Consider the following 19,503-nt stretch of genomic DNA (forward strand, 5'->3'; position numbering starts at 1 on the left):
GCTGGTCACCAGCGGGCCGGTCACCAGCGGTAGGACAGGGTCGCCAGCACCGCCCGCCGGTTGCCGACGAAGACCGAATCCTCATAGAAGCCCGGCGCGAAATAGCGGCGGTCGAACAGGTTGGTCGCGGTCAGCGTCAGCCCGACCCCGTCGAGCGATGGGGCGAGCCGGTCCAGCTCGTAGCCCAGGCTGACATCGACCAGCGTGTAGGCGGGGACGCGCACGCTGTTCGCGGCGTTGTCCGTCGCGCCGACATACCGCAACCCGATGCCGGCGGTCAGGCCGTCGGCCGGTCCGTCCTCGACACGCTGGCGCAGCCAGAGCGACGCGGCGTGGCGGGGGACCGAGGCCACCCGGTTGCCGGTCTTGTCGGTGCCGCCGGGGGCGGCGGTGTCGCGGGTGACCCGCGCGTCGGTGAGGGTGTAGGCCGCCGTCAGATCGGTCGTCTCGCTGACCGCGGTCCGCGCCTCCAGCTCGACGCCGCGCGACCGCGTCTCGCCGGTCTGGGCCAGATAACCGGGATGGTCCGGGTCGGCGGCGGTGAGGTTGCGCTGCACCGCGCGGAACAGCGACGCGGTGAACAGCCCGTCGAATCCCCCGGGCCGGTAGCGCAGCCCGGCTTCGATCTGCGCGCCGCGGCTCGGCGAGAAGGGACGGCCTTGCGCGTCGCTGCCGCTGGTCGGCTGGAAGGAGGTCGCATAGCCGGCGTAGGGCGTCAGGCCGTTGTCGAAGCGGTAAGCGAGCCCGATGCGCTTGGTGAAGGCGCGGTCGGGCTGGGTCGTCTTCACCGGCACGCTGTCGGACAGCAGGCCGCGGACGTCCGTGCGGCTCCAGTCCAGCCGCCCGCCGAGGGTCAGCCGCCAGCCCCCGGCGGCGATCTCGTCCTGGAGATAGAGGCCGGTCTGGCGGATGCGGTCGGTCAGGTCGTTGAGCAGCGTCGCGTCCCAGGCGTAGGGTCCGCCATAGACCGGGGCGAAGACGTCGATCGGGTCGGCCACCGTGCCGTGCCGCCGCGTTTCGTGCACCCGGTAGCGGGCGTGATCGGCGCCGACCAGCAGGCTGTGGCGCAGCGGTCCGGTGGTGACGGCGCCCTGCAGGTTGGCGTCGGCCAGCAGGGTGGAGCTGGTCTTGGGCCGGTCCTGCAGCCCGAACCGGTAGTAGCGGTCCGCCTCCAGCGCGCCGGAGTCCGCCGAGCTCCACCGGTAGCCGACGCGGCTGCGGCTGTGGCGCAGGCTGTGGCGCAGCGTCCAGTCGCCGGCCAGGACCTTGCCCAGCGCGTGGCGGACCTCGTAGCCGGCCGAGAGGGTGCGCGAACGGTAGGAACTCACCCCCGGATAGCCCAGGAACAGGCTTGGATCGAGGCGGCCGTAGGGGTTGTCCAGCACCGTGCCCGACACCGGGAAGCTCTGCTCCGCCCCCATTTTGCGGAAGTCGAGGAGGCTGGCGAGCAGGGTGATCTCGGTGCCCTCGCCGGCCGACCAGGACAGCGCGGGGGCGACGTAGAGGCGGTCGTCCGGCGTGTGGTCGACCTGCGTGCCGCTGCGCCGTGACAGCGCGGTCAGCCGGTAGCGCAGCGATCCTTCGGCGTCGATGCGGTCGCTCAGATCGGCGGTGACCTGCCGCCGGTCATGACTGCCGCCCTGGAGCTGGAGCCGGTGGAGCGGTTGATCGGTCGGGCGCTTGCTGGTCAGGGCGATGGCGCCGCCGGGCGGCATCGCGCCGTAGATGGCCGAGGCCGGTCCCTTCAGCACCTCCAGCCGCTCCACGCCGAAGGGCTCGTACTCCAGCCCGTAGGGGTTGAAACCGCTGCGCAGCCCGTCGATCAGGACGGAATCGGAACTCTGGCGGAAGCCGCGGACATAGACGTCGATGGCGCCCTGGCCGCCGGGATAGTCGATGGGGCGCACCCCGGCGCTGTAGGCCAGCGCGCCGTTGATGTCCTGGACGTCGCGCCGGTCGAGATCGGCGCGCGTGACGATGGAGAGCCCCTGCGGCAGGTCTTCGACGGGGGTTTCGGTGCGGCCGACGCTGCGGTCGGGGCTGGCGAGGCTCGCCGCCCGGCCGCTGTGCGGCGGTCGGCCCTCCACCGTCAAGGGGGGCAGGACGTCGGCGGTTTCCTGCGGCCGGCCGATGGTCGCCATCCCGTCGCGCAGGTCGAAGGACAGGCCGGTCCCGCCCAGCAGTTCGGCGAGGGCCGCCGCCGGGGCCATCCGTCCCGCCAGGGCGCGCGACCGGCGGCCCGACACGAGGTCCGGGCTGTAGAGGATCTGCAAACCGGTCTGCTGGCCGAAGCGGGTCAGCGCCTCGCCCAGCGGAAGGGCCGGGATCGCCAGCGGCCTGTCTTGGGAAACGGCCTGCACGGAATCGGACAGGGTGGCGGGCAGGGCGGGGGAAGGCGCGCCGGGCACCGAGCAGCCGAGCGCCAGCCCGCCGAGCAGAAAGCCTGCGAGGCGCGGGGTCATTCAGAACTCGCGCAACGAATACTAGAAATCACCGCAGGAATTTCTGCCTTTTCCTCATTTGCAAATGACTGTCAGTTGCATTAGCTTGCGACGGCTTGTCAAGCCTTGGGGTTTGCTGCCCCGCCGCGGCGTCGCTTTGCACAAGGATCGTCCCATGCGACCGGTAGGAACCGCCGAGAATCAGACCCTGACCGACGTCTTCACGACGCATCGGCGGTCGCTGATCGGGATGGCCGAGCGGATCACCGGGTGCCGCCACCACGCCGAGGACGTGGTTCAGGACGCCTTCGTGAAGCTGCTGGGGACGGAGTCGACCAGTTCCATCCGGGCCAAGGCGGGCTACCTGATGATGGTCGTGCGCAATCTCGCGATCGATCACTACCGCCGGAAAGGCCTGGAATCGCGTCTGATGGCGGCGGAGGAGGAAGGGCAGGCGGTGAGCACGCCGGACGCGGCCTCGCCGGAAAGCGTGAACGTGAACCGCCAGCTCCTGCACACGCTCGAATCGGCGCTGGCCGATCTGCCGGAGCGCACCCGCTACGCCTTCGAGATGCACCGGATCCACGGCCACAGCCAGAAGGACATCGCGGAAACCCTCGGCGTGTCGCCGACGCTGGTCAACGTCATGATCCGCGACGCGCTGGTCCACTGCCGCAAGGCGATGAAGCGGGTCGATCCGTCCGCCTGACGATCGGGGGGCGTTCGACCGCGATGGTCGCTTGACCGGCGGCCCGGCAACGGCGTTACCTGTCCGCGACCAGACTGGGCGGGGACCAGATCGGGATGCCGCGCGCTGCTCCGCCCGGGTTGGCCATGCGGACCGAATGGACGGTTGCCGCTTGCCCCGGAGACCGCCCGCCCGTGACCCACACCGCTTCCGCCCGTCCGCCGCTGGGCGCCGAGACGCCGTTGGACCGCCAGTTGCGTGTCTGGTGCAACCACCACCGCCCGGTTCCGCCCGACGAGGGGATGCGCGCCCTGACGGAGCGGTGGCTCGGCCCCCATCTTGCGGCCCTGGACGCGCTGATGCTGGAGCTGCGCCATGGCGTCGACCGGGATCGGGACGAGGGCCGGCTGACCTTCCCGAAGCGCCGCAACCCTTACCCCAAGGGCTTCTGCCGCGAGATCAGCGACGCCGTCTTCGAGCGGTTGCGCCGCCGGATCGCCGCGCCGGACACGCCGGTCACGCAGGCCCTGGCGGCCTTCGTCCGCGAGGGCGGCCACCTCTCGCCGATCTGGGGGGCGCTGCGCGGCAGCTACTTCCAGAACGCCATGCAGGTCGGCGCGCTGTATGTCGACGCGGCCAACGACACCGTGACCGTCACCAAGCCCAAGGTCGAGATCCTGCCCCTGGAGGCGAGCGGACTCGAACCCGTCGTCGAGGTGGCCCATTTCGCCCGGATCGCCCAGGTCTACTGGGGCGGCACCCTGTGGGCCAACACCCTGTTTCCGCGGCTGGCGCCGGTCTTTCCCATCCTCTACATCGACCCGGACGGACGCCCCCGCCTGCACCCGGACAGCCTCGGGGTCTTCGCCGAGAACATGGTCGGCGGCTGCCGGTCGGCCCTGGCCTTCCTGGAGCAGGAACGCGACGGCGGGCGCGTTCTGCCGGCCGATGTCGCGACGGCGCTCGCCCCATGGCGGAGCCATGGCTCCTGGTTCGAGGAGATGTGCCCGACGCCGGACTGGGACCGGCTCCGCGCCTGTTTCGCCCAGGCGGCCGATCCGCAAGGGCCGTACCGTTCGGCCCAGGGCTTCCAGGGGATGATCGAGGCGGTCAAGCGCGCGGCGGCGGTGTAGCACGCCCCACGGCCCGGCCTCTTTACGGCGCGGTGCCCCGACGATAAGCTGGAGCCATTGATTTTTGCTATGGCCGCTCCGGCAGCGGTGCTGTGGAGCAGGACGGTCCGATGAACGGCATTCCCAACATCCGGCATTTGCGGGCCTTCCGCGAGGTGGCGCGGCGCGGCAGCATCAGTCAGGCGGCGGAGCATGTGCATCTGTCCCAGCCCGCCATCACCCAGGCCATCGCCAAGCTGGAGGAGGAGGTCGGCACCCCCCTGTTCGAGCGGCGGCCGGACGGCATGGCGGTGTCCGCCATGGGCGTGCTGTTCCTCGACCGGGTGGAGCGCGCGCTCGACCGCCTGCGCACCGGCACGCGCGAGGCCGTCCGCATCGGCGGGCGCAAGGGCGGTCTGCGCGGTGTGGCGGATTTCGACCAGCTGCTGACCGCGGCGCAGATCCGGGCGCTGGCCGCGGTCGCCGACGCCGGCAATTTCAGCCTCGCCGCGCGCACCGTCGGCATCTCGCAACCGACCTTGCACCGCGCCGCCCGCGATCTGGAACGGCTGGCGGGCATGGCGCTGTTCGCGCGGACCGCCGCCGGCATCGCGCTGACCCCCGCCGCCAAGGCGCTGGTCCAGCATGTCAAGCTGGCGATCACCGAGCTGGAGCAGGGATTCGCGGAGGTTGGCGAGGGGCTGGGCGGCGACACCGCCCGCATCGTGGTCGGCAGCATGCCGCTGTCGCGCCCCTTCATCCTGCCGACCGCCGTCAACGCGCTGGTGCGCGAGCGTCCGGACGTCCAGTTCGACGTGCTCGACGGCCCGTACGACGACCTGCTGCACGGGCTGCGCCACGGCGAGATCGACGTGCTGATCGGCGCGCTGCGCGACCCGCTGCCCATCGACGACGTCGTGCAGGAGCCCTTGTTCGAGGACCCGCTGGTCGTGGTGGCGCGCGCCTTCCATCCACTGTCCCGCCGGCCCAGGCTGTCGCTGGAGGAGCTGGCGGGGTGCCAATGGGTGGTCCCGCGCCGCGACACGCCGACCCGTGACCGGTTCGAGGCGCTGTTCGCCGACGCCCCGCCGCGCGGGCTGGTCGAGACCAGCTCCCAGATCCTGGTGCGCGGCCTGCTGCTGGGCAGCGACCGGTTGACCCTGATCTCGGCGCACCAGATCCGGCATGAGCATGAGCTGGGGCTGCTGGTCATCCTGCCCGTGGAGCTGGCCAACACCGAGCGCACCATCGGCCTCACCGTGCGCCGGGGGTGGCGCCCGACCGCGACGCAGGCGCATTTCCTCGACCTGCTGCGCGCGGCCGGCAAACAGGCCGTCTCGCCGGTTCCCCGCCCGTGAGCGGCCATTCAAAACGCGCCGGAAGCGCTATTCAAAAATTGGATAGGATGGTCCGTCATTGAATGCCGCCGGCGGGGTGCCGGCGTGCTAGTCCTGACCAGTCGAGGGGAGGTGGACTCCCGGCGCACGGACGGAGGCGGCGATGACGGTGCAGGATCGGCGGACGGCCAAGGTGGCCTTCATCGGCTTCGGGGAGGCGGCGTCGGCCTTCCGCTCCGGCTGGCGGGGCGCCGGGCTGGCGGACACGGTCGCCGCCTTCGACGTCAAGACCGGGTCCGCCGACGCGGTGGTGCGCGCCCGCAAATGGGCGGACTATGTGGCGGCCGGCGTGACCGGCGCCGAGCGGGCGGAGGATGCCCTGGCCGGGGCCGCGCTGGTCTTCTCGCTGGTCACCGCCGATCAGGCGCAGGCCGCCGCCCGCAGCGCCGCCGCCCATCTCGCGCCCGGCGCGCTGTTCTTCGATGGCAACTCCTGCGCGCCCGGCACCAAGCGGGAATCGGCGCAGGCGGTCGAGGCGGCGGGCGGGCGCTACGTCGATCTGGCGGTGATGGCGCCGGTCCATCCGAAGCTCCACAAGACTCCGCTGCTGGTCGCCGGCCCGCACGCCGCCGAGGCCCTGGCCGCCCTGTCCGCCCTGGAGATGAACGCGAAGGAGGCGCCGGGGCCGGTCGGCACCGCCTCCTCCATCAAGATGATCCGCAGCGTCATGATGAAGGGGCTGGAGGCGCTGTTCCTCGAATGCGTGCTGGCCGGGCGCAAGGCCGGGGTGGACGAGGTGGTGCTGGACTCCCTGGACGTCACCTATCCCGGTTTCGGCTTCAAGGAGCGCGCCGCCTACATGCAGGAGCGCGTCATGACCCACGGCGTCCGCCGCGCCGCCGAGATGCGCGAGGTCGCGCGCACCGTCGATGAGCTGGGTTTGGCCGGCGGCATGGCCCGCGCCGCCGTCGACTGGCAGCAGCGTATCGGCGACCTCAAGCTGGACGCCCGCGCCATCGGCGAGAGCGATTACCGGGCGCTGGCCGACGCCATTCTGGCGCGGCTCGACCCGGTCGAGCGGTGACGAACGGTTCGCGCTATTCGGCCCGCGCCGCACGCCGGAAGGCGGCCGGCGTCTTCCCGGTCAGCCTCTTGAAGACGCGGTTGAAATAGCCGGGATCCTGGAAGCCCAGCTCATAGGCGATCATCGCCACCGGTGCGGCGATGTAGACCAGACGGCGCTTCGCTTCGAGCAGCAGGCGGTCCTGCACCACCTCGAAGGCGGAGCGGCCGGCGAGATGCCGGCACAGGCGGTTCAGCCGCGATTCCGTGATCCCCAGCGCGTCCGCGTAGCGCGGGATCGTCCAATGTTCGGTGAAATGGTCCTCGACCAGCGCGCGGAAGCGGGCGAACAGCGCGGTGCGCACGCGCTCCGCCGGGTCGGCGCCGGCCGCCGCCGCGCGCTGGCGCTCCAGCAGCAGCAGGACGCCGCGCAGCAGCCACTCGCACATCGCCGACCGGCCGAGCTGCGGCCAGCGGAACTCCGTCATCAGCTGGTCGAGCAGCGCGGCGACGCGCCCCGCCGCCGCCGGGGCGTCGGTGAAATCGATCAGGCAGGGGCGCAGGAACAGCGCCTCGAACAGCGGCCGGCTCTGCGCGCTGGCCCCGTCGAACAGCATCACCTCGGCCACCGTCAGCACATAGCCGTGGCTGCCCGGCTGGAACTGGAAGGAATGCACCACCGCCGGGGGAACGACGATCACGCAGGGGGCCGCGACCTCCGCCACCCGGTCGTCGATCTGCACGCGCGCCCCGCCGTCGAGCACCGCCACCAGCTGGAACAGCCCGCGGTGGGTGTGGGAGCCGATGCCCCAATCATAGAGGCGGCTGCGGCTTTCGATGTCCTCGATGTGGATGAATTCGGCGTCGGTGAGCCGGGCCTCCTCGCCGTAGAGCGCGAACAGCGGGACCATCCCGGAAGGCGTCTGCGCCAGCCCGTCCGCATGCTGTTCCATGCCGTCCTCCCACGCGCCTTCGTTTGTCGGAAAAGTACAATTTTCCTTCCGCTTCGTCCATTCCGCGAGGCGGGTCGACCCGTTTAGGATGCAATTGTTCGCGACCTGAACGGTTCGCGTCAATCCAAACCAAAAATCGTCAATTGGCCGCCCGCCGCCGCGGGCGTCGGAGGACTGCGCCCGATGTTTCGCTTCGATCCCTACTCACCGGCCGTCGACGCCGACCCGTTTCCTTTCTACAAGACCTTGCGTGACGAACATCCCTGCTTCTGGAGCGAGGAAGCCAACATGTGGGTGCTGTCGCGTTACGACGACATCGTCACCGCGCTGAACGACTGGGAAACCTATTCTTCGGCCAAGGGCAACCTGATGGACGAGATGCCCAACCGCGCCGGCAACACGCTGGGCACCACCGATCCGCCCCGCCACGACCGCCTGCGCAGCATCGTCCAGTTCGCCTTCACCAAGAAGGCCGTGGAAGGGCTGACCGAGCCGGTGCGCGCCTCGGCCAACCGGGCGCTCGACGCCGTGCAGGGGGAGAAGACCTTCGACTTCGTCAGCGACGTCTCCAGCAAGGTCACGGTGGACGTGCTGTTTGGCCTGTTCAATCTGCCGCGCGAGAACGAGCGGATGGTGCGCGACAAGGCCGTGCTGATGGTGCAGTCCGATCCCCGCACCCGCCAGAAGGGGCCGGAGCACCTCGCCGCCTTCCAGTGGATGAGCGAATACGCCAAGGAGCTGGTCGAACTGCGCAAGCGCGAGCCCGGAGACGACCTGATCACCGCCCTGATCCAGGCCGAGGTCGCGGGCGAGAAGCTGGCCGACCGCGAGGTGCAGATGACCATCACCACGCTGATCATGGCCGGCATCGAGTCCCTGTCGGGCTTCCTCGCGATGTTCGCCCTGAACCTCGCCGACCACGCCGACGCGCGCCGCCGGCTCGCCGCCAACCCGGCGCTGATCCCCGACGCCATCGAGGAATCGCTGCGCTTCAACACCTCGGCCCAGCGCTTCCGCCGCTGCCTGCAGAAGGACGTCGAGCTGCATGGCCAGACGATGCGCGCCGGTGATTTCGTCTGCCTCGCCTATGGATCGGGGAACCGCGACGAGCGGCGCTTCGCCAACGCCCATCTTTACGACATCGACCGCAAGCCGAAGGGCCATCTGGGATTCGGCGGCGGCGTCCACGCCTGCCTCGGCACCGCCTTCGCCCGTCTGGCCGCCCGCGTCGCCTGCGAGGAATTCCTGAAGCGCGTGCCGGAGTTCGTCCGGGTGCAGGACCAACTGCCCTGGATGCCCTCCACCACCTTCCGCAGCCCGACCCGCCTCGAACTGGCGGTCGGCTGAACATCTGGGACGACGGCGCGGCTGGGGGAGACTCCGGCCGCGCCGTCGTCCCGGAACACGCTTTTTTAAAAGGAAGTTTCGGTCATGGCGAAGGTCACCTTCATCGAGCACGACGGCCTGGAGCAGGTCGTGGACATCCCGACGGGCTGGACCCTGATGCAGGGCGCGGTGCAAAGCGGCGTCGCCGGCATCGAGGGCGAATGCGGCGGTTCCTGCGCCTGCGCGACCTGCCACTGCTACGTGGACGAGGCGCTCGTCGACTCCCTGCCGCCGCCCAGCGAGACGGAGGAGGAAATGCTCGGCTGCACGGCGTCGGAGCGGCGGAGCAACAGCCGCCTGTCCTGCCAGATCCGGGTGAGCGACGCGCTGGACGGCCTCGTGGTCCGCCTGCCGGAGGCCCAGAGCTGATGGGCGACTCGGCGCAAGCGGACGCGGGAATGGTCGAAGCGGGAATGGTCATCGTCGGGGCGGGGCAGGGCGGCTTGCAGGTCGCCGAATCCCTGCGCGCCGAGGGCTATGACGGTCCCATCACGCTGATCGGGGAGGAGGCTGCGACCCCCTATCACCGGCCGCCGCTGTCCAAGGCGATTCTCGCCGGCACGATGGAGGAGGCGCAGCTCGCCATCCGCGGCGCCGAGTTCTTCGAGCGGCAGCGCATCGCTCTGCTCACTGGCATGCGCGTCGTCGCCATCGACCGCTCCGCCCGGCAGGTGCGCCTGGAGGACGGGCGCCGTCTGGACTATAGCGGGCTGGCGCTCGCCACCGGCGCACGGGTGCGCCGTCTGCCGATTGCCGGTGACGGGTTGGATGGTGTGCTCGGCCTGCGGTCGCTGGACGACGCGCGGCGGATACGCGGGGCGCTCGACCGGGCGGCGCGGGTGGTGGTGATCGGCGGCGGCTACATCGGGCTGGAGGTCGCGGCGGCGGCGCGCAAGCGCGGCCTGGAGGTGACCATTCTGGAGGCCGCGGACCGGCTGCTCGCCCGCTCGGCGACGCCGTTCCTGGCGGGCTTCTACGCCGACCTGCACCGCGGGCAGGGCGTGATGGTCGAGCTGGGAGCCAAGGTCGTCGCGCTGGACGGGGAGGGGGGCCGCGTCAGTGCCGTGCGCACCGCCGACGGGCGCTCGCACCCGGCGGATCTGGTGGTGGTCGGCGTCGGAATCGTCCCCGACACGGCGTTGGCCGAGGGCTGCGGGCTGGCGTGCGACGGCGGTGTCCTGGTAGACGATTGCGCCCGCACCGACGATCGGGCCATCGTTGCGGTCGGCGACTGCACGGCCCGGCGCACCGGCACGGGGGCGCTGCTGCGGCTGGAGTCGGTGCAGAACGCCGTCGAGCAGGGGAAGTCGGCCGCCGCCGCGCTGCTGGGGCGGGAACGTCCTTTCACGGCGGCGCCCTGGTTCTGGTCCGATCAGTATGACGTGAAGCTGCAGATCGTCGGCCTGTCCGCTGCTCACGACCGGATGGTGCTGCGCGGGTCGCCGGAGGAGCGCCGCTTCTCGGCCTTCTATTTCCGCGAGGGCGCCCTGGTCGCCATCGACTCCGTCAACCGCCCGGCGGACCACATGGTTGGCCGCAAGCTGCTGGACCGCAAGGCCGCGCTGACGCCGGACCAAGCGGCCGACGAGACCTTCCCGCTGGCGTCCCTGACGCGCTGATTGCCGTGTCGTGACGCAAAGAAACAGGCCGGTGCAGCGCGCGCTGCACCGGCCTGTTCCGCATGATCCCCGTCCGCCGGGGAACGCATCGGCGGACGGAGACCAACGGAAGGCCCGATCAGACCGCGCTTTCCAGGACCAGCAGGCCGGCCCCGGTGTTGGAGATCGGGATGTGGTAGTTGCTGTGGACCTTCGAGACCCTCTTGCCCAGCGCGCCGCGCATGATCAGCCAGAGGATCAGCTCCGCCCCCTGGGCGCCGGCCAGCCGGACCAGATCGTGGATGGAGTATTTCGCCAGCGCCTCCGGCTCGTCGACGATCTTCTCCAGGCACATCAGGTCGAAGTCCTTGTTGATGAAGCCCGCCCGCTCGCCGTCGAGTTGGTGCGACAGGCCGCCGGTGCCCAGCACGACCACCTTCAGGTCCTTGGGGTAGGACGCCACCGCGCGGCCGATGGCCTCGCCCAGCTTCAGGCAGCGCGCCGGGGTCGGCAGCGGGTGCTGCACCGTGTTGACCGCCACCGGAATGGTGCGGACGGGGCGCTGGGTCTGGTCGGGCCACAGCAGGGCCATCGGCACGGTGAAGCCGTGGTCCACCGCCATCTCCTGGCAGGAGCAGATGTCGAACTCGTCGTTCACCAGCGATTCGATGATGTGCCAGGACAGCTCCGGATCGCCGGGGTAGGGCGGCAGTGGCTTCAGGCCCCAGCCCTCGTCCTTGTTCTGGTACTCCGGGGCCGCGCCGATGGAGAAGGTCGGCATCTTGTCGAGGAAGAAGTTAAGCCCGTGATCGTTGTAGACCACGATCGCCACGTCCGGCTTGACCTCGGCCAGCCACTCGCGGGCCTTGGGATAGCCGTCGAAGAACGGCTTCCAGTAGGGGTCCTCGAAGAGTTCGTTGGCGATGGCGTTGCCGATCGCGGGAATGTGGGAGGTGGTGACGCCACCGACGATCTTGGCCATGGTCTCAGTTCCCCGCCGCCTTGAGCTTCGCCTTGAATTCCTCGACCGTCATGCCGGTCTGCTGCGCGCCGATGTCCTGGACATTCAGGCCGAGCATGCCGATGAACTTGGCGAGGTAGTAGATGTTGCCGCCGGCCGCGAGCAGGGCCAGCGCGTTGCGCTCCCGGATGGCCGTCTTCTGCTCGTCGGTCAGGCCGAACTTGGCGCAGTAGGCGTCCTCGTCGGCCAGGAATTCCTGCCGGGCCGCGGCCTCGTTGAACGAGTAGCACATCTTGTTGAGCGGATAGCCCTTCATGGCCATCCGGCCGTCGAAGATGGTGGTGCCGGGGATCGGCTCGTGGGGTGCGGTCACGGGTGTTTCCTCCTTTTCGTTTCTGTCGCTCGTTTTTGGGCTTATTCGGGCCAGTAAAGCCGCATCGGGTTGTCGACGAGAAGCGCCTTTTGCTTGGCCTCGTCGGTGGCGATGCGGGGGATGACGTCGACCAGATGCCCGTCGTCGGGCATATGCGAGGTCATGTTCGGGTGCGGCCAGTCGGTGCCCCACAGCACGCGGTCGGTGAAGCGGTCGACCAGCAGGCGGGCGAAGGGCACCACGTCGTCGTAGGACGGCGGACCCTGGACGCTCAGCCGCTCGGGGCAGCTCACCTTGCTCCAGACCTTCGGGTTCTCGTCCATCAGGGCGACGAACTTCCGGAACTGCGGGTGGTCCACGCCCTTGGCGATGTCCGGGCGGCCCATATGGTCCACGACGATGGTGGTCGGCAGCTCGCGCAGGAAGGGCGTGAGGTCGTCCAGGTCCGGCGCCTCGAAATAGACCACGATGTGCCAGCCGAATTTTGCGATCTTGTCGGCGATGCCGAGGAAGACCGCCTTGGGCGTCGCGTCCACCAGACGCTTGACGAAGTTGAAGCGCACCCCGCGCACGCCGGCCTCGTGCAGCTCGGCCAGTTCGCCCTCGGTGATCGAGGGGCCGACGGAGGCGACGCCGCGCGCCAGCCCGTTGGAGGCCCTCAGCGCGTCGACCAGCGCCCGGTTGTCCTTGCCGTGGCAGGTCGCCTGGACGATGACGTTGCGCGCGAAGCCCAGCTCGTCGCGCAGGGCGAACAGCTTTTCCTTCGGCGCGTCGCAGGGGGTGTATTTGCGCTCCGGCGCGTAGGGGAAGCGGTCGGCCGGGCCGAAGACGTGGCAGTGGGCGTCCACCGCGCCGGGCGGCGGCGTGTAGGCCGGCTTGCTCGGGTTCGGGTGGAAGGGACGGTAGTCGGCGTCCATGGAAGGCTCCCTTCGGGGAAAAAATCAGTCGGCGTAGACGGTGCCGTCGAACAGCTTGCGGGCGGTGCGCAGCAGGGCGGCGCGGGTCACCGTTCCGGAGCCGTCGAGGTCGAGGACCACGGTCATCTCGCCGGTCGGGTGCTCGACGCTCAGCGTCCGGGTGGCGCCGTCGGGGACCACGGCGAGCGCCGCGGCGGGGGAGCCCGCCAGCGCGCAGGCGGTGGCGACGCTGACCGCGCCGAGCACGCCGATGGAGGCGTGGCAGCGGTGCGGGATGAAGGTCCGGGTGGAGATCGCCCCGCCGTTGGCCGGCGCGCTGACCAGGGTCATCTTCGGCACCGACTTGTCCGTCACGTCGCCCAGATTCATCCGCGGTCCGGCCTGCCGCCGGATCGATTCCAGCCGGGCCTTCAGCGCCGCGTTGCCGTCCAGCTCTTCCCGCGTCTCGTCACCGCGCACGCCGAGGTCGGCGGCGCGCAGCACCACCACCGGCATGCCGTTGTCGATGCAGGTGACCGGAACGCCGTCGATGACGTCCACCACGTTGCCCGTCGGCAGCAGCGCCCCGCAGGAGGAGCCGGCGGTGTCGCGGAACTCGATGGGGATCGCCGCCGCCGTGCCGGGCACGCCGTCGATGCGCGCCTCGCCCCGGTAGGTGACCGCCCCGCCCGGCGTCGGCACGCTCGCCACCGCCACCTGCCCGGTGTTCTCCATGTGGATGGTCACCGGCGTCACGCCGTCGCGGGCGGCGACGAGGCCGCGCTCGATGGCGAAGGGGCCGACGCCGGCCAGGATGTTGCCGCAGTTCTGGGCGTCGGTGACGATGGCCTTGTCCACGAACACCTGAAGGAACAGGTAGTCCACGTCCACGCCCGGCCGTTCCGACCGGCGCACCACCGCCACCTTGGAGGTCAGCGGGTCGGCGCCGCCCATCCCGTCGATCTGGCGCGGGTCGGGCGAGCCCATCACCCGCAACAGGAAGGCGTCGCGCGCCGCCGTGCCGGACGGCAGGTCGTCGGCCAGGAAATACCCGCCCTTGGAGGTCCCGCCGCGCATCCACAGGCAGCGCACGCCGTCAGACATAGCGCAGCCCCTTCGCGGCGAGCGGACCGCGCATGCCGTAGAGGTCGAGGCCGAGTTCGCCGGCGGCGAGCCGCGCCCGCTTCTCCTCCTCCTTGGCCAGCCGGTCCCGCGCCTTCGCCAGCACGTCGGCGGCCTCCTCGCGGCGGACCACGCAGACGCCGTCGTCGTCCGCGACGATCACGTCGCCGGGATTCACCAGGGCGCCCGCGCAGACCACCGGCACGTTGACCGAGCCCAGCGTCTCCTTCACCGTGCCCTGCGCGCAGACCGTGCGGGACCAGACCGGGAAGCCCATGTCGGTCAGCGTCCGGACGTCGCGCACCCCGGCGTCGATGACCAGGCCGGCGCAGCCGCGCGCCTTGGCCGAGGTCGCCAGCAGGTCACCGAAATAGCCGGCATCCGACGGCGAGGTGGTGGCGAGCACCAGGACGTCGCCGGGCGTCACCTGCTCGATGGCGACGTGGAGCATCCAGTTGTCGGCCGGCGGGGCCAGCACGGTCACCGCCGAGGCCGCGAGCTGGGCCCCCGGATAGATCGGGCGGAGGGCGGAGGCCAGCAGGCCCTTGCGGCCCTGCGCCTCGTGCACGGTGGCGACGCCGCAGTCGGCGAGACCGGCGATCACCGCCGGGTCGGCCCGTTCGATGGTTTGGACGACGACGTTCATCACAGCTCATCCACGGTGCGGGGATAGACCGACTGGAAGCCTTCGGCGTAGCGGGCGTTGCGCCCGCCGGCCTGCCCGCCGGAGTTGCGGCGGAAGTGGTTGCCGCGGTTCTGCGCCAGGTTGGTGTAATAATCCCAGAGATGCTCCTGCCCGGCCATGCATTCGATGGCGGCGCGCTTGTTGTCCCACACCTCGGTGATGTCGAGGAAGACGTCCGGCTTCCAGCCCATCTGCTCGGTCTGGTGCGGCTCGAACAGGTAGAGCTGCGGCGCGCCGAGCACCTTCTGGCCCGGATTGTGGCCCCAGGCCTGGGCGATCATCCGGCATTCCATCAGGACCTTGGTCGCGTAGGAATGGTCGGTGTTGTAGGGATCGTAGTGCGAGTGGCTCATCAGGAAGGCCGGCTGCACCTTGCGGATCACGTCGACCAGACGGAACTTGGCCTCGCGGTCGATCTCCAGCGGGTAGTCGCCCAGGTCGAAGAACTGGATGTCGTGGGCGTTTAGCGCCTTGGCGGCGGCCTCGGCCTCCTTGCGGCGCTCCGTCTTCACATGCTCCAGCGTGCAGCCGTCCTGCTTCCACAGCTTGGCGGACTCGCCGCGCTCGCCGTAGGACAGGCAGACGATGGTGACCTCGTAACCCTTCTTCTGATGCAGCGCGATGGCGCCGCCGGCGCGCCACACGAAATCCGCCGAGTGGGCGCTGAGCACCAGCGCTCTTTTGTTCTGTGCCATGAATGTCCGCTCCCAGTCTGGGCATTCCAATTCCGATGGCCCATCATCCGCCGGTCCGGTGGCAAATCCTATTTCGAACTCCCTTCCTTACCATTTGGTTTTGCTATAGACGCGTTTTTCGGTCGGGCCTCGCCATGGGATGCCGGGCGCGGGGACATCTCCGAGGGTGATACGAAGATGTCGCGTCGGGCGTAATCTCATGTCGAATCATGGGGATGCAACATACGGGGCTGTGCTCGAAAGCGCGTTGACGGGTAAGGAAAGGGCTATGTTACCGCCGCCTCGGCGGGGCTCCTTCCCCGCCGGTTAGGCTTATCGCTATTCAAAAAACAAATGGGCTCTTCGACGAACGAATTTCCTCGGCGACGGGCGGGATGATACCCATTCGATCATGAGGGATTAAGGAGCGAGGAGCCGGACCCGCCGCTGCGGGGGGCTCCCGGCCCAGACAAGGGATTTCGGGAGAGGACGCGATGAGGATTTGTGTGGCGGGGGCCGCGGGCGCCTTCGGCGTGAAGCATCTGGAGGCGGTCGCCGCCATCGACGGCGTCGAGGTGGTGTCGGTGGTCGGCGGCGAGCCGGACGACATCGAGGGCTTCGCCAAGGCGCGCGGCATTCCGCATTGGACCAAGGATCTGGCCGAGAGCCTGGAGCGGACCGACGTGGAGGCGGTGATCCTCGCCACCCCGACGCCGGTGCACGCCACCCAGGCGATCCAGTGCCTGGAGGCCGGCAAGCATGTGCTGGTGGAAATCCCGATGGCCGACAGTCTGGCCGACGCGGAGCGGCTGGTCGCGGCGCAGCGGGCCAGCGGTCTGGTCGCCATGGCCGGGCACACGCGGCGCTTCAACCCCAGCCACCAGTGGATCCGCAACCGGATCCAGGCGGGGGAGCTGACGATCCAGCAGATGGACGTGCAGACCTACTTCTTCCGCCGCTCCAACATGAACGCGCTGGGCAAGCCGCGCACCTGGACCGACCATCTGCTGTGGCATCACGCCTGCCACACGGTGGACCTGTTCCAGTACCAGACCGGCGAGGTCGCCAGCCAGGTGCACGCCCTGCAGGGGCCGGCTCACCCGCAGCTGGGCATCGCCATGGACATGAGCATCGGCATGAAGGTGCCGTCCGGGGCGATCTGCACCCTGTCGCTGTCCTTCAACAACGACGGGCCGCTGGGCACCTTCTTCCGCTACATCTGCGATAATGGGACCTACATCGCCCGCTACGACGATCTGTACGACGGCAAGGACAACAAGATCGACCTCAGCGGCCTCACCGTGTCGACCAACGGCATCGAGCTGATCGACCGCGAGTTCTTCGCCGCCATCCGCGACGGGCGCGAGCCCAACGCCAGCGTGGCGCAGTGCCTGCCGGCCATGCGGACGCTCGACCGGCTGGAAAAATCGCTCAACGCCTGACCGGGGAACGCGTCGCCAGCCCCACAGCCCCAGCCTTATGGTTGCTTGGGGCCGCAATTCCCAAAAAAACAAAAGACGGGACGCAAAACAAAAAACGCCCCGTGACGAGTCCCCCGAGGAGGAAACCCATGCCAACCACGCGCAGCGTCGACGTCCAAGCCTTTCTCAACGAGCACCCTTTCTCGCGATACCAGTGGCTGGTGTTCGCGCTGTGCTTCTTCATCGTCCTGCTGGACGGCTTCGACACGGCGGCCATCGGCTACATCGCCCCGTCTCTGACGACGGAGTGGGGCATCGCGCGGCCGGCGCTGGCGCCGGTGCTGAGCGCCGCGCTGTTCGGGCTGGCCTTCGGCGCCCTGTCCGCCGGGCCCCTGGCCGACCGCTTCGGCCGCAAGGCGATCCTGATCGGCTCGGTGCTGGTCATCGGCGCTGCCTGTCTGGCCTCCGCCTTCTCGGGCAACCTGGACCAGCTCGTCATGCTGCGCTTCGTCACCGGGCTCGGGCTGGGGGCGGCGATGCCCAACGCCGTCACGCTGATGAGCGAATATTGCCCGGAGGGGCGGCGCGCCATGGTCACCAACGCCATGTTCTGCGGCTTCCCGCTCGGCGCGGCCTTCGGCGGCTTCCTTGCCGCCTGGATGATCCCGCTGTGGGGCTGGCGCAGCGTGCTGGTGCTGGGCGGGATCGCGCCGCTGGTCCTGGCGGCGGTGCTGCTGGTTCTGCTGCCGGAATCGGTCCGCTACATGGTCGCCCACAACCACCCGGTGGAGCGCATCCGCGCCGTGCTGCGCCGCATCTCCGAGACGGCGGCCGGGGCGTCCGGCTTCGTGATGACCGAGAAGGCCCCGGCGACCAAGACGCGGAACGGCATCGCGGTCGTGCTGTCGCGCGGTTATCTGGTCGGCTCGGTGATGCTGTGGGTCGCCTACTTCATGGGGCTGGTGATCTTCTACGCGCTGATCAACTGGATGCCGATCCTGTTCAAGGACGCCGGGCTGGCGCCGCGCGACGCCGCGCTGATCGCCGCGCTGTTCCCGCTGGGCGGCGTCGGGGCCATCCTGTCGGGCTGGCTGATGGACCGCTTCAACGCCAACCGGATCATCGCCTTCGGCTTCGTGCTGACCTACGGCGCGGTCTACGCCATCGGGCAGGTCGCCGGGAATGTCGGGCTGCTGGTGGTCACGGTCTTCGCGGCGGGCACCATCATGAACACCGCCCAGACCTCGCTGCCGGCGCTGGCCGCCAGCTTCTACCCGACCCACGGGCGGGCCACCGGCGTGGCCTGGATGCTGGGGCTGGGCCGCTTCGGCGGGATCGGCGGCTCGTTCCTGGTGGCCGAGCTGGCCCGCCAACAGCTCGACTTCACCAGCATCTTCGCCATCGTCGCCGTTCCGGGTCTGGTCGCCGCCCTGGCCCTGCTGGTCAAGCAGTTCGTCCATCCCGAGGACCGGTCGAGCGGCACGGGCCGGACCGTCGAAGCCCTGGGGCATTGAACGTCCGCCCCTGGCCCAGACCCTGACAACACCAAGGCGCCCCCGAATCAACGACGAAAAAGCACGGGGGCTTTCAAAACGAGGAGGAAACATGTCCGGAACATTTCGCAAGGCCCTGCTGGGCACCGTTTTCGTCTGCGCCTTGAACGCCGGTTCGGCCTGGGCCGACACGATCAAGGTCGGGGTGATCGCGCCGTTCTCCGGCCCCTTCGCCACGGTCGGCCAGACCTTCAAGCAGGCCATCGAGGTCTATCAGGCCCAGCATGGCAAGACGGTCGCCGGCAACACGGTGGAGTTCGTCTACAAGGACCTCGACCAGGCCAACCCGGCGCAGAGCAAGGCCCTGGCCCAGGAGCTGGTGGTCAAGGAGAAGGTCGGCTACCTCGCCGGCTTCTTCTTCACGCCGGACGCGCTGGCGGTCGCCCCGCTGATCGACGAGGCGAACATCCCCTGCGTGATCTTCAACGCCGCGACCTCGGCCATCACTGAGAAGTCGCCGCGTTACGTCCGCACCTCCTTCACCCTGTGGCAGAACACCGTGCCGCTGGCCGAGCACGTCGCCAAGCAGGGCATCCGCAAGGTGGCCACCGCGGTCAGCGACTACGGCCCCGGCATCGACGGCGAGACCGCCTTCAAGCAGACCTTCGAGAAGGCCGGCGGCAAGGTCGTCGACAGCATCCGCATGCCGCTGAAGTCCACAGACTTCGCCCCCTTCATGCAGCGCATCAAGGATTCCGGGGCGGAGGCCATCTACGCCTTCCTGCCCGCCGGCCCGACGACGCTGGGCTTCGCCCGCGCCTTCAGCGACACCGGCCTGAAAGCGGCGGGGATCAAGTTCTTCGGTCCCGGCGACATCACGCAGGAACCGGACCTGCCGGTGCTCGGCGACGCGGCGGTCGGCATCACCACGACCTTCAACTACAGCCAGGCCCACGACTCCGACCTGAACCGCCAGTTCCTTGCCAAGCACAAGGAGCTGTTCGGCTCGTCCGACATCGTCACCTTCACCTCGGTCGGCGCCTATGACGGCGCGCATGTCATCTACCGCATGGTCGAGGCGACGGGCGGCAAGAGCGACGGGGCGAAGGCGGTGGCGGCGGTCAAGGGCATGGCCTGGGAAAGCCCGCGCGGGCCGGTGCGGATCGACCCCGAGTCCCGCCACGTCACCCAGACCATCTACCTGCGCGTGACCGAGCGCAAGGACGGCAAATTGCAGAACACCGAGGTCGCCGGCTTCCCCGACCAGCCCGACTACGGCTTCAAGGCCGGCAAGTAAGGTC

At 69.6% G+C, this 19,503-nt stretch carries 18 protein-coding genes; 10 read left to right on the plus strand and 8 right to left on the minus strand.

Translation table 11 applies throughout. From position 1 onward, the window contains the following. Nucleotides 1–20: 20 nt before the first annotated feature. Nucleotides 21–2,462, minus strand: coding sequence for a TonB-dependent siderophore receptor (locus DXK32_RS02935; protein WP_114857154.1), 2,442 nt, complete (start codon nucleotides 2,460–2,462; stop codon nucleotides 21–23). Nucleotides 2,463–2,616: 154 nt separating this feature from the next. Here DXK32_RS02935 and DXK32_RS02940 point away from each other — a divergent pair, with 154 nt between their 5' ends. From DXK32_RS02940 to DXK32_RS02955, 4 genes are all read left to right on the plus strand, one after another. Next, nucleotides 2,617–3,150 carry an RNA polymerase factor sigma-70 gene (locus tag DXK32_RS02940; RefSeq protein WP_114857155.1) on the plus strand — a complete coding sequence of 178 codons (534 nt, stop codon included), beginning with the start codon at nucleotides 2,617–2,619 and terminating at the stop codon, nucleotides 3,148–3,150. Nucleotides 3,151–3,323: 173 nt separating this feature from the next. Next, a complete protein-coding gene (locus DXK32_RS02945; RefSeq protein WP_114857156.1) occupies nucleotides 3,324–4,262 on the plus strand; it encodes a hypothetical protein in 939 nt (312 codons plus the stop codon). Between the two features lie 110 nt (nucleotides 4,263–4,372). Then, a complete protein-coding gene (locus DXK32_RS02950; protein WP_114857157.1) occupies nucleotides 4,373–5,599 on the plus strand; it encodes a LysR family transcriptional regulator in 1,227 nt (408 codons plus the stop codon). A gap of 142 nt (nucleotides 5,600–5,741) precedes the next feature. Next, nucleotides 5,742–6,662 carry an NAD(P)-dependent oxidoreductase gene (locus DXK32_RS02955; RefSeq protein WP_114857158.1) on the plus strand — a complete coding sequence of 307 codons (921 nt, stop codon included), beginning with the start codon at nucleotides 5,742–5,744 and terminating at the stop codon, nucleotides 6,660–6,662. Nucleotides 6,663–6,675: 13 nt separating this feature from the next. Here DXK32_RS02955 and DXK32_RS02960 read toward each other — a convergent pair whose 3' ends face one another. Then, complete coding sequence (locus DXK32_RS02960; RefSeq protein ID WP_114857159.1) at nucleotides 6,676–7,593, minus strand: helix-turn-helix domain-containing protein; 918 nt, start codon at nucleotides 7,591–7,593, stop codon at nucleotides 6,676–6,678. Between the two features lie 183 nt (nucleotides 7,594–7,776). Between DXK32_RS02960 and DXK32_RS02965 the strand changes: the two genes are divergently transcribed. The 3 genes from DXK32_RS02965 to DXK32_RS02975 all read left to right on the plus strand — a co-directional run bounded on the left by DXK32_RS02965 (nucleotide 7,777) and on the right by DXK32_RS02975 (nucleotide 10,598). Continuing rightward, a complete protein-coding gene (locus tag DXK32_RS02965; protein ID WP_114857160.1) occupies nucleotides 7,777–8,940 on the plus strand; it encodes a cytochrome P450 in 1,164 nt (387 codons plus the stop codon). 84 nt (nucleotides 8,941–9,024) lie between these two features. Continuing rightward, nucleotides 9,025–9,348 carry a 2Fe-2S iron-sulfur cluster-binding protein gene (locus DXK32_RS02970; RefSeq protein WP_114857161.1) on the plus strand — a complete coding sequence of 108 codons (324 nt, stop codon included), beginning with the start codon at nucleotides 9,025–9,027 and terminating at the stop codon, nucleotides 9,346–9,348. A gap of 29 nt (nucleotides 9,349–9,377) precedes the next feature. Beyond that, nucleotides 9,378–10,598: an NAD(P)/FAD-dependent oxidoreductase gene (locus tag DXK32_RS02975; protein WP_114857232.1), complete on the plus strand. Its 1,221-nt coding sequence runs from the start codon at nucleotides 9,378–9,380 to the stop codon at nucleotides 10,596–10,598. A 118-nt stretch (nucleotides 10,599–10,716) separates the two neighbouring features. Here DXK32_RS02975 and DXK32_RS02980 read toward each other — a convergent pair whose 3' ends face one another. From DXK32_RS02980 to DXK32_RS03005, 6 genes are read right to left on the minus strand one after another with little or no spacing between them, the layout of a single operon-like run. After that, the gene (locus DXK32_RS02980; protein WP_114857162.1) at nucleotides 10,717–11,559 is read right to left on the minus strand and encodes a class III extradiol dioxygenase family protein; all 843 of its coding nucleotides are present in this window, start codon (nucleotides 11,557–11,559) and stop codon (nucleotides 10,717–10,719) included. Between the two features lie 4 nt (nucleotides 11,560–11,563). Then, on the minus strand, nucleotides 11,564–11,911 hold the full coding sequence (locus DXK32_RS02985; protein WP_114857163.1) for a protocatechuate 4,5-dioxygenase subunit alpha: 348 nt from the start codon (nucleotides 11,909–11,911) through the stop codon (nucleotides 11,564–11,566). Between the two features lie 41 nt (nucleotides 11,912–11,952). After that, complete coding sequence (locus DXK32_RS02990) at nucleotides 11,953–12,828, minus strand: amidohydrolase family protein (RefSeq protein ID WP_114857164.1); 876 nt, start codon at nucleotides 12,826–12,828, stop codon at nucleotides 11,953–11,955. Between the two features lie 24 nt (nucleotides 12,829–12,852). Further along, nucleotides 12,853–13,911: a 4-oxalomesaconate tautomerase gene (locus DXK32_RS02995; RefSeq protein WP_114857165.1), complete on the minus strand. Its 1,059-nt coding sequence runs from the start codon at nucleotides 13,909–13,911 to the stop codon at nucleotides 12,853–12,855. Further along, on the minus strand, nucleotides 13,904–14,575 hold the full coding sequence (locus DXK32_RS03000) for a 4-carboxy-4-hydroxy-2-oxoadipate aldolase/oxaloacetate decarboxylase (protein WP_114857166.1): 672 nt from the start codon (nucleotides 14,573–14,575) through the stop codon (nucleotides 13,904–13,906). The genes DXK32_RS02995 and DXK32_RS03000 overlap by 8 nt, the downstream gene beginning before the upstream one ends. Beyond that, nucleotides 14,575–15,309 carry a PIG-L deacetylase family protein gene (locus tag DXK32_RS03005; RefSeq protein WP_114857167.1) on the minus strand — a complete coding sequence of 245 codons (735 nt, stop codon included), beginning with the start codon at nucleotides 15,307–15,309 and terminating at the stop codon, nucleotides 14,575–14,577. Before DXK32_RS03005 ends, DXK32_RS03000 begins: the two co-directional genes overlap by 1 nt. Nucleotides 15,310–15,782: 473 nt before the next feature. Here DXK32_RS03005 and DXK32_RS03010 point away from each other — a divergent pair, with 473 nt between their 5' ends. The 3 genes from DXK32_RS03010 (at nucleotide 15,783) to DXK32_RS03020 (ending at nucleotide 19,499) form a co-directional block, all read left to right on the plus strand. Continuing rightward, nucleotides 15,783–16,730: a Gfo/Idh/MocA family oxidoreductase gene (locus tag DXK32_RS03010; protein ID WP_114857168.1), complete on the plus strand. Its 948-nt coding sequence runs from the start codon at nucleotides 15,783–15,785 to the stop codon at nucleotides 16,728–16,730. Between the two features lie 128 nt (nucleotides 16,731–16,858). Next, on the plus strand, nucleotides 16,859–18,223 hold the full coding sequence (locus tag DXK32_RS03015) for an MFS transporter (protein WP_114857169.1): 1,365 nt from the start codon (nucleotides 16,859–16,861) through the stop codon (nucleotides 18,221–18,223). A gap of 91 nt (nucleotides 18,224–18,314) precedes the next feature. Beyond that, nucleotides 18,315–19,499, plus strand: a complete 1,185-nt coding sequence (locus DXK32_RS03020) for an ABC transporter substrate-binding protein (protein WP_114857170.1) — start codon at nucleotides 18,315–18,317, stop codon at nucleotides 19,497–19,499. Nucleotides 19,500–19,503: the final 4 nt, after the last annotated feature.

Origin of the sequence: Azospirillum brasilense (assembly GCF_003349955.1) — a bacterium.
Lineage (GTDB): Bacteria > Pseudomonadota > Alphaproteobacteria > Azospirillales > Azospirillaceae > Azospirillum > Azospirillum brasilense_B.

Excerpts from the sequence above, each read along its gene's own strand:
- DXK32_RS03005 (WP_114857167.1), bottom strand. The coding sequence starts at position 15,309 with ATGGCACAGAACAAAAGAGCGCTGGTGCTCAGCGCCCACTCGGCGGAT.
- DXK32_RS02940 (WP_114857155.1), top strand. The coding sequence starts at position 2,617 with ATGCGACCGGTAGGAACCGCCGAGAATCAGACCCTGACCGACGTCTTC.
- DXK32_RS02970 (WP_114857161.1), top strand. The coding sequence starts at position 9,025 with ATGGCGAAGGTCACCTTCATCGAGCACGACGGCCTGGAGCAGGTCGTG.
- DXK32_RS02975 (WP_114857232.1), top strand. The coding sequence starts at position 9,378 with ATGGTCGAAGCGGGAATGGTCATCGTCGGGGCGGGGCAGGGCGGCTTG.
- DXK32_RS02960 (WP_114857159.1), bottom strand. The coding sequence starts at position 7,593 with ATGGAACAGCATGCGGACGGGCTGGCGCAGACGCCTTCCGGGATGGTC.
- DXK32_RS02955 (WP_114857158.1), top strand. The coding sequence starts at position 5,742 with ATGACGGTGCAGGATCGGCGGACGGCCAAGGTGGCCTTCATCGGCTTC.
- DXK32_RS02950 (WP_114857157.1), top strand. The coding sequence starts at position 4,373 with ATGAACGGCATTCCCAACATCCGGCATTTGCGGGCCTTCCGCGAGGTG.
- DXK32_RS03020 (WP_114857170.1), top strand. The coding sequence starts at position 18,315 with ATGTCCGGAACATTTCGCAAGGCCCTGCTGGGCACCGTTTTCGTCTGC.
- DXK32_RS02990 (WP_114857164.1), bottom strand. The coding sequence starts at position 12,828 with ATGGACGCCGACTACCGTCCCTTCCACCCGAACCCGAGCAAGCCGGCC.
- DXK32_RS02965 (WP_114857160.1), top strand. The coding sequence starts at position 7,777 with ATGTTTCGCTTCGATCCCTACTCACCGGCCGTCGACGCCGACCCGTTT.
- DXK32_RS02995 (WP_114857165.1), bottom strand. The coding sequence starts at position 13,911 with ATGTCTGACGGCGTGCGCTGCCTGTGGATGCGCGGCGGGACCTCCAAG.
- DXK32_RS03000 (WP_114857166.1), bottom strand. The coding sequence starts at position 14,575 with ATGAACGTCGTCGTCCAAACCATCGAACGGGCCGACCCGGCGGTGATC.
- DXK32_RS02935 (WP_114857154.1), bottom strand. The coding sequence starts at position 2,462 with ATGACCCCGCGCCTCGCAGGCTTTCTGCTCGGCGGGCTGGCGCTCGGC.
- DXK32_RS02980 (WP_114857162.1), bottom strand. The coding sequence starts at position 11,559 with ATGGCCAAGATCGTCGGTGGCGTCACCACCTCCCACATTCCCGCGATC.
- DXK32_RS03015 (WP_114857169.1), top strand. The coding sequence starts at position 16,859 with ATGCCAACCACGCGCAGCGTCGACGTCCAAGCCTTTCTCAACGAGCAC.
- DXK32_RS03010 (WP_114857168.1), top strand. The coding sequence starts at position 15,783 with ATGAGGATTTGTGTGGCGGGGGCCGCGGGCGCCTTCGGCGTGAAGCAT.